General features: G+C 36.5%; 23 protein-coding genes. 11 read left to right on the plus strand and 12 right to left on the minus strand.

Annotation, left to right across the window (positions count from 1 at the left end; genetic code table 11):
- The first annotated feature begins 69 nt into the window (after nucleotides 1-69).
- Together BLS02_RS14030 and BLS02_RS14035 are read left to right on the plus strand one after the other, a co-directional pair.
- Complete coding sequence (locus BLS02_RS14030) at nucleotides 70-915, plus strand: YitT family protein (protein WP_092493654.1); 846 nt, start codon at nucleotides 70-72, stop codon at nucleotides 913-915.
- Between the two features lie 28 nt (nucleotides 916-943).
- Nucleotides 944-1,417 carry a hypothetical protein gene (locus BLS02_RS14035; RefSeq protein ID WP_092493655.1) on the plus strand — a complete coding sequence of 158 codons (474 nt, stop codon included), beginning with the start codon at nucleotides 944-946 and terminating at the stop codon, nucleotides 1,415-1,417.
- Between the two features lie 66 nt (nucleotides 1,418-1,483).
- Here the strand turns inward: BLS02_RS14035 and BLS02_RS14040 are convergent, their stop codons facing one another.
- The 4 genes from BLS02_RS14040 to BLS02_RS14050 form a co-directional block, all read right to left on the minus strand.
- The gene (locus BLS02_RS14040) at nucleotides 1,484-1,747 is read right to left on the minus strand and encodes a NifU N-terminal domain-containing protein (RefSeq protein ID WP_092493656.1); all 264 of its coding nucleotides are present in this window, start codon (nucleotides 1,745-1,747) and stop codon (nucleotides 1,484-1,486) included.
- A gap of 175 nt (nucleotides 1,748-1,922) precedes the next feature.
- Nucleotides 1,923-2,120, minus strand: a complete 198-nt coding sequence (locus BLS02_RS14045) for a DUF3813 family protein (RefSeq protein ID WP_092493657.1) — start codon at nucleotides 2,118-2,120, stop codon at nucleotides 1,923-1,925.
- Nucleotides 2,121-2,270 carry a hypothetical protein gene (locus BLS02_RS19015; protein WP_175476774.1) on the minus strand — a complete coding sequence of 50 codons (150 nt, stop codon included), beginning with the start codon at nucleotides 2,268-2,270 and terminating at the stop codon, nucleotides 2,121-2,123. It abuts the gene before it with no gap.
- 139 nt (nucleotides 2,271-2,409) lie between these two features.
- Nucleotides 2,410-3,258, minus strand: coding sequence for a Cof-type HAD-IIB family hydrolase (locus BLS02_RS14050; protein WP_092493658.1), 849 nt, complete (start codon nucleotides 3,256-3,258; stop codon nucleotides 2,410-2,412).
- 137 nt (nucleotides 3,259-3,395) lie between these two features.
- On the opposite strand from BLS02_RS14050, the gene BLS02_RS14055 reads away from it, so the two are divergent.
- From BLS02_RS14055 to moaD, 5 genes are all read left to right on the plus strand, one after another.
- The gene (locus BLS02_RS14055) at nucleotides 3,396-4,157 is read left to right on the plus strand and encodes a prolyl oligopeptidase family serine peptidase (RefSeq protein WP_092493659.1); all 762 of its coding nucleotides are present in this window, start codon (nucleotides 3,396-3,398) and stop codon (nucleotides 4,155-4,157) included.
- A gap of 73 nt (nucleotides 4,158-4,230) precedes the next feature.
- A complete protein-coding gene (locus BLS02_RS14060; protein ID WP_092493660.1) occupies nucleotides 4,231-4,542 on the plus strand; it encodes a metal-sulfur cluster assembly factor in 312 nt (103 codons plus the stop codon).
- Nucleotides 4,543-5,142: 600 nt separating this feature from the next.
- Nucleotides 5,143-5,640 (plus strand): molybdopterin-guanine dinucleotide biosynthesis protein B, encoded by a 498-nt coding sequence (gene mobB / locus BLS02_RS14065; RefSeq protein WP_092493661.1) that lies wholly within the window; start codon nucleotides 5,143-5,145, stop codon nucleotides 5,638-5,640.
- Nucleotide 5,641: 1 nt separating this feature from the next.
- Nucleotides 5,642-6,106, plus strand: coding sequence for a molybdenum cofactor biosynthesis protein MoaE (locus tag BLS02_RS14070; protein WP_092493662.1), 465 nt, complete (start codon nucleotides 5,642-5,644; stop codon nucleotides 6,104-6,106).
- On the plus strand, nucleotides 6,099-6,332 hold the full coding sequence (moaD, locus tag BLS02_RS14075) for a molybdopterin converting factor subunit 1 (protein WP_092493663.1): 234 nt from the start codon (nucleotides 6,099-6,101) through the stop codon (nucleotides 6,330-6,332). The genes BLS02_RS14070 and moaD overlap by 8 nt, the downstream gene beginning before the upstream one ends.
- Before the next feature lie 85 nt (nucleotides 6,333-6,417).
- On the opposite strand, the gene BLS02_RS14080 is transcribed toward moaD, so the two are convergent.
- The 5 genes from BLS02_RS14080 to BLS02_RS14100 form a co-directional block, all read right to left on the minus strand.
- On the minus strand, nucleotides 6,418-6,720 hold the full coding sequence (locus BLS02_RS14080) for a metal-sulfur cluster assembly factor (protein ID WP_092493664.1): 303 nt from the start codon (nucleotides 6,718-6,720) through the stop codon (nucleotides 6,418-6,420).
- 20 nt (nucleotides 6,721-6,740) lie between these two features.
- Nucleotides 6,741-7,988, minus strand: coding sequence for a heme-copper oxidase family protein (locus BLS02_RS14085; protein WP_092493665.1), 1,248 nt, complete (start codon nucleotides 7,986-7,988; stop codon nucleotides 6,741-6,743).
- 1 nt (nucleotide 7,989) lies between these two features.
- Entirely contained in the window at nucleotides 7,990-8,205 is a 216-nt protein-coding gene (locus BLS02_RS14090) for a DUF2249 domain-containing protein (protein ID WP_092493666.1), read from the minus strand.
- The gene (locus tag BLS02_RS14095) at nucleotides 8,202-8,453 is read right to left on the minus strand and encodes a DUF2249 domain-containing protein (protein WP_092493667.1); all 252 of its coding nucleotides are present in this window, start codon (nucleotides 8,451-8,453) and stop codon (nucleotides 8,202-8,204) included. The genes BLS02_RS14090 and BLS02_RS14095 overlap by 4 nt, the downstream gene beginning before the upstream one ends.
- Before the next feature lie 230 nt (nucleotides 8,454-8,683).
- Complete coding sequence (locus tag BLS02_RS14100; RefSeq protein ID WP_175559501.1) at nucleotides 8,684-9,376, minus strand: Crp/Fnr family transcriptional regulator; 693 nt, start codon at nucleotides 9,374-9,376, stop codon at nucleotides 8,684-8,686.
- A 227-nt stretch (nucleotides 9,377-9,603) separates the two neighbouring features.
- On the opposite strand from BLS02_RS14100, the gene BLS02_RS14105 reads away from it, so the two are divergent.
- Both BLS02_RS14105 and BLS02_RS14110 read left to right on the plus strand, forming a co-directional pair.
- The gene (locus BLS02_RS14105; RefSeq protein WP_092493669.1) at nucleotides 9,604-9,843 is read left to right on the plus strand and encodes a DUF2249 domain-containing protein; all 240 of its coding nucleotides are present in this window, start codon (nucleotides 9,604-9,606) and stop codon (nucleotides 9,841-9,843) included.
- 188 nt (nucleotides 9,844-10,031) lie between these two features.
- Nucleotides 10,032-11,156 (plus strand): TIGR04053 family radical SAM/SPASM domain-containing protein, encoded by a 1,125-nt coding sequence (locus BLS02_RS14110; protein WP_092493670.1) that lies wholly within the window; start codon nucleotides 10,032-10,034, stop codon nucleotides 11,154-11,156.
- Between the two features lie 28 nt (nucleotides 11,157-11,184).
- Here the strand turns inward: BLS02_RS14110 and BLS02_RS14115 are convergent, their stop codons facing one another.
- Complete coding sequence (locus tag BLS02_RS14115; protein ID WP_092493671.1) at nucleotides 11,185-11,454, minus strand: YrhK family protein; 270 nt, start codon at nucleotides 11,452-11,454, stop codon at nucleotides 11,185-11,187.
- Between the two features lie 54 nt (nucleotides 11,455-11,508).
- A complete protein-coding gene (locus tag BLS02_RS14120) occupies nucleotides 11,509-12,333 on the minus strand; it encodes an undecaprenyl-diphosphate phosphatase (RefSeq protein ID WP_092493672.1) in 825 nt (274 codons plus the stop codon).
- 93 nt (nucleotides 12,334-12,426) lie between these two features.
- Here BLS02_RS14120 and BLS02_RS14125 point away from each other — a divergent pair, with 93 nt between their 5' ends.
- Complete coding sequence (locus BLS02_RS14125) at nucleotides 12,427-12,777, plus strand: hypothetical protein (RefSeq protein WP_092493673.1); 351 nt, start codon at nucleotides 12,427-12,429, stop codon at nucleotides 12,775-12,777.
- Between the two features lie 136 nt (nucleotides 12,778-12,913).
- On the opposite strand, the gene BLS02_RS14130 is transcribed toward BLS02_RS14125, so the two are convergent.
- Entirely contained in the window at nucleotides 12,914-13,093 is a 180-nt protein-coding gene (locus tag BLS02_RS14130) for a DUF2929 family protein (protein ID WP_092493674.1), read from the minus strand.
- A gap of 127 nt (nucleotides 13,094-13,220) precedes the next feature.
- Between BLS02_RS14130 and BLS02_RS14135 the strand changes: the two genes are divergently transcribed.
- On the plus strand, nucleotides 13,221-13,790 hold the full coding sequence (locus BLS02_RS14135; protein WP_092493675.1) for a hypothetical protein: 570 nt from the start codon (nucleotides 13,221-13,223) through the stop codon (nucleotides 13,788-13,790).
- The last annotated feature ends 52 nt before the right edge of the window (nucleotides 13,791-13,842 follow it).

A 13,842-nucleotide genomic window follows, 5' to 3' on the forward strand; every position in this document is an offset into this window, starting at 1 on the left:
CAAAGTATATTTGTAAGAAATGTAAAAATAATGATAAAATTAATCGAAGCTCACAAGAGGGAGGTAGCTATGTTTTTATTTGAAGCAAGACGTATTATAATTGTAATATTCGGAGCAATGCTGAATGCTATGTCACTAAACTTCTTCTTAATTGGAGCAAATGTTTACGCAAGTGGCTTTACAGGTGTTGCACAGCTTATTTCCAGTGTATTCAATGATTTCCTGGGAATCGGTGTTAGTACAGGTATTCTATTATTCATATTAAATATTCCAGTTGCCATATTAGGCTGGTATAAAGTTGGTAAAGGATTTACCGTATATAGTGTTATTTCTGTTGTTTTTACGACAGTATTTTTAGAGCTGTTGCCTATTGTAATTTTTTCAGAAGATATTATACTTAATGCTGTTTTCGGCGGGGTTTTAGCTGGAACAGGTGTTGGAATTACATTAAAGCTTGGTGCTTCCACAGGTGGTATGGACATTGTAGCGATGGTTTTATCCCGTATGAAAGATAGACCAATCGGAACTTATTTTCTGTTGTTAAATGGAATAATCATCGCAATGGCTGGGTTCCTTTATGAACCTGAAAACGCACTTTATACATTGTTAACACTCTATGTTACAACACGTGTAATTGATGCGATCCATACCCGTCATGAGAAAGTGACAGCAATGATTATTACACTTAAGGCAGATGAATTGCAAAAAGCGATACATGATACTATGGTCCGTGGAATTACAATAATTCCAGCTAAAGGGGCATACACGAAAGAAGACAAAAATATGATGTACCTTGTTGTAACGCGGTATGAGTTATATGATCTGGAACGAATAATTGGTGAAGTTGATCCGAATGCATTTACTAATATAGTTCAAACAACAGGCATATTTGGTTTCTTCAGACGTGACAATTAAAACGGTACATTACAAGGGGTAGTTAAAAATGAAAAAGTTTATCATCACATTACTCTGCGCATTTGCTCTGGTGGCGGCTTGCAGCAGTGAAGAAGGAACTAGCTCCGAATCTGCTAATGAGAATAGCGAAGAAGAGAATGACTCAGAATCAAACGGTGAGAAGAGTGCAGAAACAGAGGGAAGTGCAGCGGTTCAATTTAGGAATGTTGAAATGAATATTCAAGAAAGTACTATTAGGGTTTCGGGTGAAGCCAAAGCTATGGACAATACATTCTTCTATAAATTTGAGCAGGGGGATTCAGTAATCGTGAAGGAAACTGCTGTTGACCTAGAAAAAAATGATCAAGGCTGGGGTAGTTTTCAGCTTGAATTAGAACTTACCCAAAAGGTAAGAGAAGCACAAGTAATGCCAGTTATTACGTTGTATGATAAAAAAGAAGATGGAACAATGGTAAATAAAAATTATCTTCCAGTCGATTTAAGAAATCTACAAAATCAGTAAAAAATTAGAGGTACATATCATAATTTTGATTTGTACCTCTCTTTGTTTACATATTACTTATGTAATTTAATATCCGTGTTTTTCAAATACTTCTTTAACTTTTGTTTCAAGTTGATCCCATTCTGCATCAAACATTTTATTTATCGTAATAAAGTTTTGGTATCCAAAAACATTATCAACACCGTCAAGTTTCATCATATCATTTAGTATCTCATGCTCACTTGTATCTCCAGGCATTACAGAAATACTACTGTCTCCTTGAAATATAAGTTTGTCCGTTGTAAATTTTAGTGCATTTGGATTAGGTGTAGCTTCAGCTCTAACTCCCATTGTTAATTACCTCCCTAGATAATACCTACTTAATTTTATTTTAGCAGAAAATCAATCGGGACAAAAGGAAAACACCCTTACCATTAAAATGTGGTAAGGGTGTTTATTTTGCACGTTATAATCCCTTGTCATCAGAAAAATGATTTGAAAATCAGTAACGCACATTTAATGGAGGTTAACTTAATTGGTTGTGTTGACGTAATTGCTGCTCAAGTTGCTGTAGTTGCTGTTGCTCTTCAGGAGAACTTTCGGCTTTAGCTGACTGTATGGCGTTTTGTGCAGCCTGTTTATCCTTTTGGTTTGCTGCTCCTCCTTGAGCATTCGTTATGCGGTTAACGGCAGTTTTAGCTTGTTGAAATAAATTATTTTCCATCTAAAACCCTCCTACTGTGTGGCTGTCCGCTTCCTCACGTTTCCGTTCAACATCGCTGAATCGTGATCGGTAAGGAAATCGTTCATCATGTTTTTTAACAGAATCAGCACTGTGTTGACTGAATCGCCTTGATTTGTTACGTTTCCCCATCGGTGATTCCTCCTTAGAAAAACAGTTGCAAACACTTGCGAAAAGTGATTGGTAAAGTTTATCTATTCCGGAAGTCAACAAAAAAGTAGTGAACGCTTTGATGCGCTCACTACTAGTATGGTTCAATATTTGTTTTATATTAAAGGAAATTTTTAGAGGGCTTCTGTAACTGAAGCTTTAAATAATCCTCAAGAAAAACACCAATGCCATCTTGTTCATTAGTGGCTGTTACATGTTTTGAAATAGATTTTAATTCATCTATTGCATTTCCCATTGCGACACCTACACCTGCATAGTCAATCATTTCCAAGTCATTATCTTCATCACCAAAAGCAATAATTTGCTCTTGCGGGATATGATAATAATGTGCAATTTTTTGAAGTCCTACTGCTTTATTCATACCTTTTCGGACAATTTCAATTATGTTCCATGGCGCACCCCATTTACGGTGCTCGATAAGTTCGGCATGATAATCATCTAAATGGCTTCTTAATTTATGAATATGTTCTTCCTTTGGGTGAATTAGCAAGGATGTTGGATCTTCTTTCAGCTCATTTTTAATACTGCCAATTGTAAAAGGTGGATCCTGTTGAGTTGTTTGAAAAATGTCGATAATTTTTTCGTCGTATTGATCAAGATAGACAGTATCCATAACTTCGGCTAAAACGTTATTAACGTTCAAATCATGGCATGCATCAATGATTTTATGCGCTGTTCTGATTGGCATTGGACTATGCAATGCATCCCACTTATGATCTGTTGGATGGTGGATTAATGCACCATTGAAATTAACCATTGGCGTATCCATACCGAGCGCATGGTAATAATTAATACTTGCACGGTGTGGTCTGCCGGTTGCTATAACCACAATATGCCCATCATTTTTTGCCTGTTGAAGCGTTTGCTGATTACGGATACTAATTTCTTTATTATCTGTCAGAAGCGTTCCATCTAAGTCTAACGCAATTAAGTGCCGTTTATTTTTCATAAGTTTTCACCTCATATTAGTTTAGTTTATAAGTCATTTCCATATATGTAAAGGATTATATTACTTGTCGCTTGCAATTTACACAAATTTAATAATATGATGTTCAGTAAATAATATTATATGAGAGGGTCCTGAGAATGATTGGGATATTTCACAAACAAATCAAATCCATTCCGTGTTTAATCATTGTTGATTCAGCAAAGGAAAAGGAACCATTACCAACACTTACATATTTCCACGGATTTACCAGTGCAAAAGAACATAATCTTCCTTTAGCCTACTTGCAAGCAGAAAAAGGATATCGCGTTATTCTTCCAGACAGCATGTACCATGGGGAACGCGAGGCAGAGATTTCCACAAATAAAAAGCAAATCTCCTTTTGGGATATCGTAATGCAAAATGTAAACGAATTAAAATTTATCAAGGGTGCATTAGATGAAGAAAATTTAATTTTGGATGATCGGTTTGGAATTGCTGGCACAAGTATGGGAGGAATTACAACTGCCGCTGCTTTAACACAATTTCCTTGGGTTAAAGTTGCTGGCGTATTAATGGGATCACCAAAAATAACAACTTATGCAAAAACGTTAGTAAACAGCTTTAAAAAAATGGGTGATTTACCAGTGACAGACGAAATGATTGATCAGCTGTATGAACAGTTGCAGCATTATGATTTATCGAATCATGTGGAGAAGCTTCAGGAGCGCCCATTGCTATTTTGGCATGGGGAAAACGATTCTGTTGTGCCATTTGATCATTCATATACGTTTTTTGAAGATGCAAAGCAGCATTATTCTGACCAGGGGAAAATTCAATTCTTGAAAGAAACAAATACTGGCCATAAAGTAAGCCGTTATGCAATACTCGAAACAGTAAAATGGTTTGAAAAACATCTATAGTGTGAGTTATATCATTTAAAAATTACTAAAAATATGTTTAAATAAAGGTAGTATAATGAAGGAGGTAATGGTTATGGATGAAGCTCTGAAGGAAAATATGATGGGCGCACTTGAGAATGTAATTGACCCTGAGCTAGGTATTGACATAGTTAATCTTGGGCTAATATATGACGTTGATTTAAATGAAGAAGGTATCTGTGATGTTACAATGACATTAACAGCAATGGGTTGTCCATTAGCTGCACATATCGAACAGGATGTAAAACATGCACTATCAGATATACCTGAGGTTAAAGAAATTAACGTTAATATCGTATGGAATCCCCCATGGGGCAAAGATAAAATGTCACGTTATGCCAAAATTGCACTTGGAGTTCCAGATTGATTTATTAAATACGAGGTTGGTTCATACGAAATGAATCGGCCTTTTTTTATATAGGTGCATTTAAGCAGTATTGCTTTTATAACTGTCAAAAAGCTAAAGACTGTGATGGGTGGGAATGTGGATAATTACTGAAATGCTATACACCGCTTCGGAAATACACTACGCGCACCTTAGGGCAACGCTTCAGCTGTTGCTGTTCCCGCTGGAGTCTCCATGTATTTCCTCCGCTGGATTCTACTCACTTTATCTTGACAAATAAAATGCATATTATGATGGATAATATCAAGAATATTCAAACCATAATACCAGCAGTTGGAATTTGCGATATTCCTGTGGGACAGCGATCCTAATAGCCCCAAAAGGGAGCATTCTTTGTGAGCGAGACAGACTAAGTACGCCACGACTATGCATTTACACTAGCACGTCCTATGCGTCGGAGGCTCGTGGTGAGGCCGCGGAAGGATATTCCGCGTGGTCAGTGTGCCACACTAAATACTACGAATTGGTTACCTTAAGCTATATCGCAGTTTATATTAACTGCGAAGATTAATAAAGCAACAAAATTTACAAAAAGATCCTTCTATAAAATGAGGTAAAAGTATGCAAATTTGTCAGATAGTTGGTTATAAAAATTCGGGGAAAACTACGGTAATGAATAATTTGATTCGTTACTTTTCATCAAGTGATATGAAAGTTGGTACACTAAAACATCATGGACACGGTGGCGAGCCAGATATAGTGGAGAATACGGATAGTACGATGCATATTGAATCTGGTTCACTCGTAAGTGGTGTCCAGGGTGAGACTATAACCCAATTGACTTTCCATATGAAGATGGAGCTGGATGAGCTCATTCAGATGTATAACAATTTTTCGATTGATTTACTATTAGTTGAAGGATATAAAAATGCTTCATATCCGAAGATAGTAATGGTGAAAAATGAGCAGGATTTTTCGCTTTTAAAGGGATTATCCAATATAATTGCAATAGGAACATGGGATGAGGGTTTATTTAAAAATAGTGGACTCCCCACATTTAGTATAAATAATATTGATGAAAACATAGTTCAACTAGCTGAATACGTAAGAAGGTGTTAAGATGAATAACAATTTTTGGATTACAGATAAGCCGATTCAAATTAATGAATGCATTGATAAAGTAGTCCGGGCCGAAGCAGGGGCAGTTAATACGTTTATTGGTACAGTTCGTGAGTTCACCAAAGGAAAAAGGACGTTATACTTGGAGTATCAGGCATATAAGGAAATGGCCGAAAAGAAATTGTCCCAAATTGGTGAAGAAATTAATGATAAGTGGAACGATGCTGAGACAGCGATTGTTCACAGGGTTGGCCACTTGGACATATCAGATATAGCGGTAGTGATTGCTGTTTCTACACCGCATCGAAATGATTCTTTTGAAGCAAGCAGGTACGCAATTGAAAGAATTAAAGAAATTGTCCCCATTTGGAAAAAAGAGCATTGGGAAGACGGTACAAAATGGATAGGTGATCAGAAGGAACAAACGACCTATATACCTTCCGAGGAGGATTTGCGAAATGATTGATGTATTATTTTTTGCCGAATTACAGGAGATTGTAGGTAACGAGAAAGTCTCTGTTGAAGCGGATGGAATTACCGTGACTGAATTGAAAAACAACCTTTTATCAACGTACAATTTGGATAATCTGAGCAATGCAATGGTTGCAGTAAATCAAGAATATGCGCAAGCGGATGCAACCTTAAAGAAGGGTGATGTTGTAGCGTTTATCCCACCGGTTAGTGGAGGGTAAATACAATGAATTACCTGTTAGTAAAAATTAAAAAAGTATCGTTCGGCACAATCTAAGTAGCCGTTCGATACTTTCAACAGATTAATTAGCGCATTCCAAGCATTTCCTTAGCACGATCACTCATTTTCACTGGGGTCCATGCCGGTTCCCATACAAGATCAATTTTTATTTCACCAACACCCTCAACTTGACTGACACGGTGCAGAACACCCGATTTAATGCTGTCATGCATTGGGCAGCCAGGAGTTGTCAATGTCATTACAATTCTAATATTGTCATCAAAGTCAACTTCGATTCCATATATAAGTCCAAGATCCATTATATTAACGCCAAGCTCTGGGTCAATTACTTCGAATAAAGTAGCTCCAACTCTTTTATCCAATGACATAAAGAAAGTCTCCTTCCATTTCACTTAATTAAAACTTGAATAATTGATAAAGCGTATAGCAAGGATGTAAACGCAAGTAGTCCCTGAAATATAAATACGAAAAATTCGATATACAATAAGCCGCTTCCGGTTAGGCCAAAGACGCTGATGACAAATAACGTAAACAGAATGACAGCGTGTTTTTCATTAATCATTTCTTTCAGTGTAGGTACCTTTTCTTTACCGATTTTGTCTGCGTATTTATGTGTCCACCACAGAAATGGGACGATTTTATACAGATAGCCCAGGATACTAAAGATTATCCAGCTCATAACATATAAAAATATCAGCCATCCCCAAACAGCAGATTCACGAATACCACTAACACTGAACACGAAGGCTAGCATATGAACACCCAATCCATTGAAAATAGCTAAAACAGAAAATGAAAAAGGCTTATCTAATTTTTTCTTCAGCCGTTTTGCTAAAATTTCTCTTATATCAAGAACAAAAAAGAAAAATCCTGCTAAAAGTAAAAACCAGCCAGTTGATTGGACAAGTGTATTTTCTATCCAGAATGAACTAATTAAACTTATTAGGCCTGCAATATATGTGATGAATGCGGGTTTCGCCCATTTCATCGAATAACCATGTGACAAACTGAACATTGGAACAAGCTTATAGGAAAATCCAAAGATCAATAATGTGAACCATCCAGAAACTCCAAGGACAATGTGAGACGATAAAATTGTCCCATGACTGCCGATACTGCCAATTGAGACGTTCCATGCCAGTAGAAAGCCAGCGACAATTGTAAGGAAAAAGCTTGTAATTGCCCCAATTACAAATAGTGTCATAGTGTTCTTTTTCTTTTGCTTAAAGATGGTATTCACCATTTGAATAATAAACATCATAATTCCGATGATGGCAACTATCCCACCGTATAATGCGAATTCAGGCATTACCCCAAGTAATATGGAAAAAGCTGTTACACCAATTGCAGTTACTAGAAACTGAATAAAGCCAAACGTTTGATTCCAGATTGGTGTTAAGAAGGCAACAGGAACGAGCTGATACATCGCTCCCATTGCAATCATTACCGCATACCCTAACAGCAAAAAGTGTGCTCCCATCCAAATGTCTGGGATCCTGAACTGTCCCGCTGCAAGTACATCATTATTTAAAAAAAGAACTATTTGTGAAATAACCAGTGCCGCTAGTGCATATAGGATAAAGGCTAGTGGCAATTTTATATTTGTGTCTGAATTAAGGCTTCCGCCAGCCATCATGTTATTCACCAGATTTCGTTATTGTAATTTTAAAGCTTCCATCCTCTTGTTCTTCTGTATCGTGCTGGTAACCTCGATCGTTCAATTCTTCATATAAAAATAACGGGCGCCGGTCATTAATGATTGAAAATGACGTACCGTATTCCATTTTATCCAGTGTCTTTAGAGTACGCATCATAGGTTGAGGTGGTTCAAGACCACGATTATCAATAATCATTTTACGACAGCCACCTTTTTTGTATAGGTTACTTTCCAATGTTTTGACTCTATTTTTTCAACGATGCGTTCAAATCCTTTACGTCTCAATATTGCATGCAGCGGAACCGGGTTGAACGGTGCGTGCAGGATAAATGATTCACCATCGTTTACCTCCTTGACAGCTCCCATGATTTTATCAAAAGGCTCCTTCTTCATGCGCAAGTCTTCACGGACATCGAGCTCAACAAATTTTACATCTGCTTTCATGAAATCACCTCATATTTTATTCTGAATCTAATATCATGATAATGATTTTCAATTAAAAAAGTAGTGACTTGTATCACGTTTTGATAATTTTATTAGAGGAGAGCGAGAACATCGACAGAAGAGGGCGAACATCGACAGAAGAGCAGGGAACATCAACAGAAGAGCGAGAACATCAACAGAACAATGAAACAAAAAATCACCCCTAATTTTGGGGTGATTTTTCTCTTTGGTTAAAACAGTTCTTCTTCTAATGCATCAGTATCTAGAATGAACGATCCTGACTTATCGGAAACTATTAGATTTTGTTTTTTTAACTGTGTGAGCGTACGGCTGACGGTCTCACGACTGGAACCTATCATGTTGGCAAGTTCACGGTTTGTGAAATGTGTTGTTATTTTAATCATTTCATCCTTGGTTTCTTTTCCATAGTCTTTGGCAAGTCTTAAAAGTAGCATAATAATCTGTTCATATGTGTTATGTAGAATTTTTTCTTCTAATCTATTATGTAGGTCCATAATTTTGTCGCCTAAAACACGGAAAAGTTTAATACAAATTTCAGGATGGGTAATTAGGAAGTTCTCGAAGTTCTTAATAGGAATATAAATTAGTATAGCATCTTCCAGTACTTCGGAGTGTGCCGGGCAATCACCTTGTCTAAAAAAACCTTGGTGCGGAAACATATCGCCAGGTTGCAGAACGTTAACAATCTGTTCTTTCCCATGAATGTCAGTTTTGTAAATTTTGACTTTTCCTTGATGAATAAAGTAGACGTTTGTCAATGGATCGCCTTGCATAAATATATGTGTGCCATGACGGTACATGCGGTGTTTAGCTAGTTCAACAATTGGCTCCATTTCATAGTCAGTCAAATCTTTAAACAATGGAACCTTTTGTAATAATTCTTGAATTGTATGTGTATTCAATTTCATACTCCCTTCTTCAATAATAAACAACAGCACTTTATTTTAGTATTAGTCCAATTACATTTTATCACTTTATATAGATTCCTATAACCAATAAGTGTGAAAATTATTTGTCAGCGTGATAAATATCATGTCAAGGTGTGTTCTCACTCACAACTAAGAATAGAATTTGCGTTTATGATGAAGTTGGTTAAAGGTTATCAAATCTTAATTTGGAGGGAAAAGCAATGAATGATACTCAGTTTGCAGTGAAAATTCATGCACCGGAAATAGAGCCAAGGTTTAGGCATCAAAAAATATTTGAGGTATTTGATGAGCTGAAATCAGGAGAGTTTATGGAGCTTTCCAATGATCATAATCCAAAACCGCTTCATTATCAGTTTATGATTGAACGTGAAGATACATTCTCATGGGAGTACTTAGAAGAAGGTCCATCTCTGTGGCGTGTAGCAATAGGTAAACAGTAAAATTGTTAAGCCCTTGGTGGTTAATCCAAGGGTTTTAATTTGCAGTTAAGAAGGTATTAATATCCTTTTTAAGTTTTCGCATTAAAACTTGGCGATTTTATGACATTTACATATTAGTGAGAAATGTCACATCTGGTCACAAGGGAAATAGGTAAGCTAGATGCAGCAACTAATTTAGGAGGGGTAGCATGTTTCCACAAGATTATAATGAAAACCCGTTTATCGTTATTTGGGAATTGACACGTGCCTGTGAATTGAAATGTCTGCATTGCAGGGCAGAAGCACAATACCATCGGCACCCATTAGAATTATCATTTGAAGAGGGAAAAAAATTAATTGATGATATATATGAAATGAATAATCCGATGCTTGTTTTTACAGGCGGTGACCCATTAATGCGTCCGGATGTCTTTGATATAGCTGAATACGCGGTGAAAAAAGGTGTACGTGTATCGATGACACCTTCTGCAACACCGAATGTAACGAAAGAAGCAATGGAAAAGGCGAAGAATGTTGGGCTAGCAAGATGGGCATTTTCCATCGATGGACACTCTGCAGAGGTTCATGATCATTTCCGTGGTACGTCAGGTTCGTTTGATTTAACAATGAATGCGATAAATTATTTACATGAGCTGGAAATGCCCCTCCAGATAAATACAGTGATTTCAAGATATAATGTCGACTATCTGGATGAAATGGCTGAAATGGTGGAGAAATTAGGTTGTGTGCTTTGGAGTGTGTTTTTCCTTGTGCCAACTGGTCGTGGAAAAGAAAGTGATATGATTTCACCTGCTGAACATGAGAAAGTATTACGCTGGCTATATAAACTGTCAAGACGTGTTCCATACGATATAAAAACAACCGCAGCACAGCATTATCGCCGTGTTGTTATTCAAGGAAAAATGCGCGAGAATAAAGATCATGATGATGCGATTCGTTATGAAGACGCACTAATGAGCGGCAAGACAGGTCAAATTGATGGGCTCGGTCGTGCACCTAAAGGGGTCAATGATGGCAACGGCTTTGTGTTTATTTCACATACCGGTGATGTTTTTCCAAGTGGACTGTTACCGATAAAAGCAGGAAATGTACGCGAGACACCACTTGCAACGATTTACCGTGAATCAGAAGTGTTCCAAAACTTGCGTAATCCCGATAAATATAAGGGGAAATGTGGAGTATGTGAATTCCGGCATGTATGCGGTGGATCAAGATCAAGGGCATATAACGTAACCGGTGATTACATGGAGAGTGAACCATATTGCGTTTATATTCCAAAAGCAATGCGGAAAAAGAAAAAACAAGCTAACTAAACTGCAAAAACTTCTAGCAGGTATTTGGCTAGAAGTTTTTTCTTTTATTGGAGAATTGAAAGGCGTGTATTAATTTTATAACAGGTCGGGCGAGTAGTTGCGCACTGCCCACGATAAATAAAATGGCGCCTGCAGTTTTTAAAGGTTCAAAAAGAAAAAACACACTTCCAATAAGAAACCAAAGCCCAAGTGTGAAGTCATTTAATAAAGATATCAGTCGGTATTTTTTGTTAAATGAAAGTTCATAGGTACCGAGATGGATATCCAGGAAATTTTTTTCATCTTTTATAAAAGCCATAAAAATCCCTCCATAGGGTTTAAATACCCAATTGGAGGGATCAGCAAAACATAATTATAGGAAGAGAATGACAAGTATACCTACGATAAAGCAATAGAATGCGAAGTATTTAAGGTTTCCGCGTGCCATTACATTCATAAACCAGCGTAATGAATAATAGGAGGCAACAAGTGATGCTGCAAATGCCAGGATATAAGGTATCGCTAGTACGCTTATGTTATCATCTCCAAGAATTTCACCGGCAGACATAACCGTTATTCCTAAACTTACTGGAATATAAAGCAGGAATGAAAAACGTAAAGCTGTTTCTGATTTCATGCCAACAAGCATTGCTGCGACAATCGTTGCACCTGAACGGCTAATCCCTGGTATTAGAGCAACAGATTGAGCTAAACCAACAATAATTGCGTCCTTTATGGTTATATCACCATCATTCTTATTGCCACGTAAATTGCGAATGATCCATAAAGCAAGTCCAGTTATAAGTAGTGTATAACCGATTACGGATACTGTGCTTAACTCTTCTTCAATATAATCTTCAAATAATACACCAAGAATACCAGTTGGAATCGTTGCAATAATGAGAAACAGGATAAATTGAAAATCACTTTTTGCAGCGTTATCCTTCGTTGAAATATACCGAACCCCATTTTCAACCAACCGATATATATCTTTTCGATAAATAACAAGGACAGCAATAAGTGAGCCAAAGTTAACCAGTATTTCGAACGATAGCCCTGTTACCTCGGTTACACCAAATAGCTCGCGTAAAATAACAAGATGGCCGCTTGATGAAATCGGAATAGGCTCAGTAAAACCTTGTATCAATCCTAAAAAAGTATATTTTATTAATACCCAAAGCGAATTAATTACTTCCATTGTGTTTCCCCCAAACGAAGATGGATTTTCAACCATAACAAGTCACCAACCTATAGGCAATTGAATAGTCTAGTTGGTGAGGAGGTTGAAAATATGAATCAGAATTATCAACAAATGTATGAATTATGTAAGAATCATATGCATTCTTATGTACTGGTTGAAATGAATGATGGAACAAAAGTAGATGGCATCATAACAGGTCTTGATGATGAATATGTATATGTTGCAGTTCCAATAGGGCAAGGAGATGAGCAGCATGCAAATGCATACCCGTCTGACCAACAACAGCGCCAATTTGGTTTCGGGTATCCCGGCTATGGTTATGGGGTCGGGTATCCCGGTTATGGCTATGGTTATGGGTTCGGTTATCCTAGAAGAAGATTCAGACGACTTATCTTACCTTTGGCAGCACTTACTGCATTAAGTGTATTACCCTGGTATTAAAACAAAAACCCTTGCCATTCGTCACCTTGAAGGCAAGGGTTCATTTCAACAGTTTAAATGACTGCTTAAGTACAATTATGACACTCGCCATAAAAGCCTAGTTAATGCCAAGTTTTCTAATAAATTTTAAATTATATTATTGTTCACTTTCACTTTTTAAAGCACCTTCACCCAAAATGCTGATAGCAATTGTAACGATTACGGCAAGTATAACTGTGTTCATCAAATTGAATGGGTTGCCAGCCATACTACTTAAAACGTATGAAATAACACCACTAATTAAAAGTGCCCAAACTAATGGAAGTAGAAACCGCATAATTTACACCTCTTTTTTTATTTACGACAAGTACTGATTCGTGAAACTTTCCTCATATAGTTTATCAAATCCACATAAAAAATAAAAGTATTTATTAGTTAAGAATAAAAGTGAAGGATGGATATTCATGTTATTTTTAGTAGAGAACTGTTTTCAATGGGTTGGTTTTCATATTGTTAATTGTTTACTGGAAAATGGTTATAAAGTAGATGGAATTGACGATCTCTCCTCAGATAAAAAAAAGCACCTATCAATGTTTGTGGGAAGAAATTCATCATTCCAGCATATATTTTCTTATAAAAGGGATGCAACGTACGATAGTTCAATTAAAATCACAGAAAATCAACTTGATTTAACACTTCAACAGAATACAAGCCATTTAATTAAACTTCCAATACTTTTTGGTGAATGGATGCCTATGAAAATTAATGGAATGTATCATAATAACTCATTTATACCGTTTGATTCGGATATTTTTTTGAATGAAGCAATTTATATAGGAGACTTTATGAAAAGCCTTACCCAGTGGATAAAGTCGTCTCAATTACCAGAAATCTTAGAAGTTAAATCAATAAATAATAAACAAAGTGAGGAGATAAAACTTGAAAATTCCGTCTATATTCGAAACAATAGAACTATAGAAGAAAATCTAAAAATGGTTATAAAGCACTATGAGAAATTTGAAGACGTTTATTAATATCCTGAGTATTAACAGGTAATTAGCATTTTTCAAGTTGTAGTTTATGGTT

Origin of the sequence: Virgibacillus salinus (assembly GCF_900102415.1) — a bacterium.
In the GTDB taxonomy this organism is placed as follows: domain Bacteria; phylum Bacillota; class Bacilli; order Bacillales; family Amphibacillaceae; genus Lentibacillus; species Lentibacillus subterraneus.

Excerpts from the sequence above, each read along its gene's own strand:
- BLS02_RS14030 (WP_092493654.1), top strand. The coding sequence starts at position 70 with ATGTTTTTATTTGAAGCAAGACGTATTATAATTGTAATATTCGGAGCA.
- BLS02_RS14035 (WP_092493655.1), top strand. The coding sequence starts at position 944 with ATGAAAAAGTTTATCATCACATTACTCTGCGCATTTGCTCTGGTGGCG.
- BLS02_RS14040 (WP_092493656.1), bottom strand. The coding sequence starts at position 1,747 with ATGGGAGTTAGAGCTGAAGCTACACCTAATCCAAATGCACTAAAATTT.
- BLS02_RS14045 (WP_092493657.1), bottom strand. The coding sequence starts at position 2,120 with ATGGAAAATAATTTATTTCAACAAGCTAAAACTGCCGTTAACCGCATA.
- BLS02_RS19015 (WP_175476774.1), bottom strand. The coding sequence starts at position 2,270 with ATGGGGAAACGTAACAAATCAAGGCGATTCAGTCAACACAGTGCTGAT.
- BLS02_RS14050 (WP_092493658.1), bottom strand. The coding sequence starts at position 3,258 with ATGAAAAATAAACGGCACTTAATTGCGTTAGACTTAGATGGAACGCTT.
- BLS02_RS14055 (WP_092493659.1), top strand. The coding sequence starts at position 3,396 with ATGATTGGGATATTTCACAAACAAATCAAATCCATTCCGTGTTTAATC.
- BLS02_RS14060 (WP_092493660.1), top strand. The coding sequence starts at position 4,231 with ATGGATGAAGCTCTGAAGGAAAATATGATGGGCGCACTTGAGAATGTA.
- mobB (WP_092493661.1), top strand. The coding sequence starts at position 5,143 with ATGCAAATTTGTCAGATAGTTGGTTATAAAAATTCGGGGAAAACTACG.
- BLS02_RS14070 (WP_092493662.1), top strand. The coding sequence starts at position 5,642 with ATGAATAACAATTTTTGGATTACAGATAAGCCGATTCAAATTAATGAA.
- moaD (WP_092493663.1), top strand. The coding sequence starts at position 6,099 with ATGATTGATGTATTATTTTTTGCCGAATTACAGGAGATTGTAGGTAAC.
- BLS02_RS14080 (WP_092493664.1), bottom strand. The coding sequence starts at position 6,720 with ATGTCATTGGATAAAAGAGTTGGAGCTACTTTATTCGAAGTAATTGAC.
- BLS02_RS14085 (WP_092493665.1), bottom strand. The coding sequence starts at position 7,988 with ATGATGGCTGGCGGAAGCCTTAATTCAGACACAAATATAAAATTGCCA.
- BLS02_RS14090 (WP_092493666.1), bottom strand. The coding sequence starts at position 8,205 with ATGATTATTGATAATCGTGGTCTTGAACCACCTCAACCTATGATGCGT.
- BLS02_RS14095 (WP_092493667.1), bottom strand. The coding sequence starts at position 8,453 with ATGAAAGCAGATGTAAAATTTGTTGAGCTCGATGTCCGTGAAGACTTG.
- BLS02_RS14105 (WP_092493669.1), top strand. The coding sequence starts at position 9,604 with ATGAATGATACTCAGTTTGCAGTGAAAATTCATGCACCGGAAATAGAG.
- BLS02_RS14110 (WP_092493670.1), top strand. The coding sequence starts at position 10,032 with ATGTTTCCACAAGATTATAATGAAAACCCGTTTATCGTTATTTGGGAA.
- BLS02_RS14115 (WP_092493671.1), bottom strand. The coding sequence starts at position 11,454 with ATGGCTTTTATAAAAGATGAAAAAAATTTCCTGGATATCCATCTCGGT.
- BLS02_RS14120 (WP_092493672.1), bottom strand. The coding sequence starts at position 12,333 with ATGGAAGTAATTAATTCGCTTTGGGTATTAATAAAATATACTTTTTTA.
- BLS02_RS14125 (WP_092493673.1), top strand. The coding sequence starts at position 12,427 with ATGAATCAGAATTATCAACAAATGTATGAATTATGTAAGAATCATATG.
- BLS02_RS14130 (WP_092493674.1), bottom strand. The coding sequence starts at position 13,093 with ATGCGGTTTCTACTTCCATTAGTTTGGGCACTTTTAATTAGTGGTGTT.
- BLS02_RS14135 (WP_092493675.1), top strand. The coding sequence starts at position 13,221 with ATGTTATTTTTAGTAGAGAACTGTTTTCAATGGGTTGGTTTTCATATT.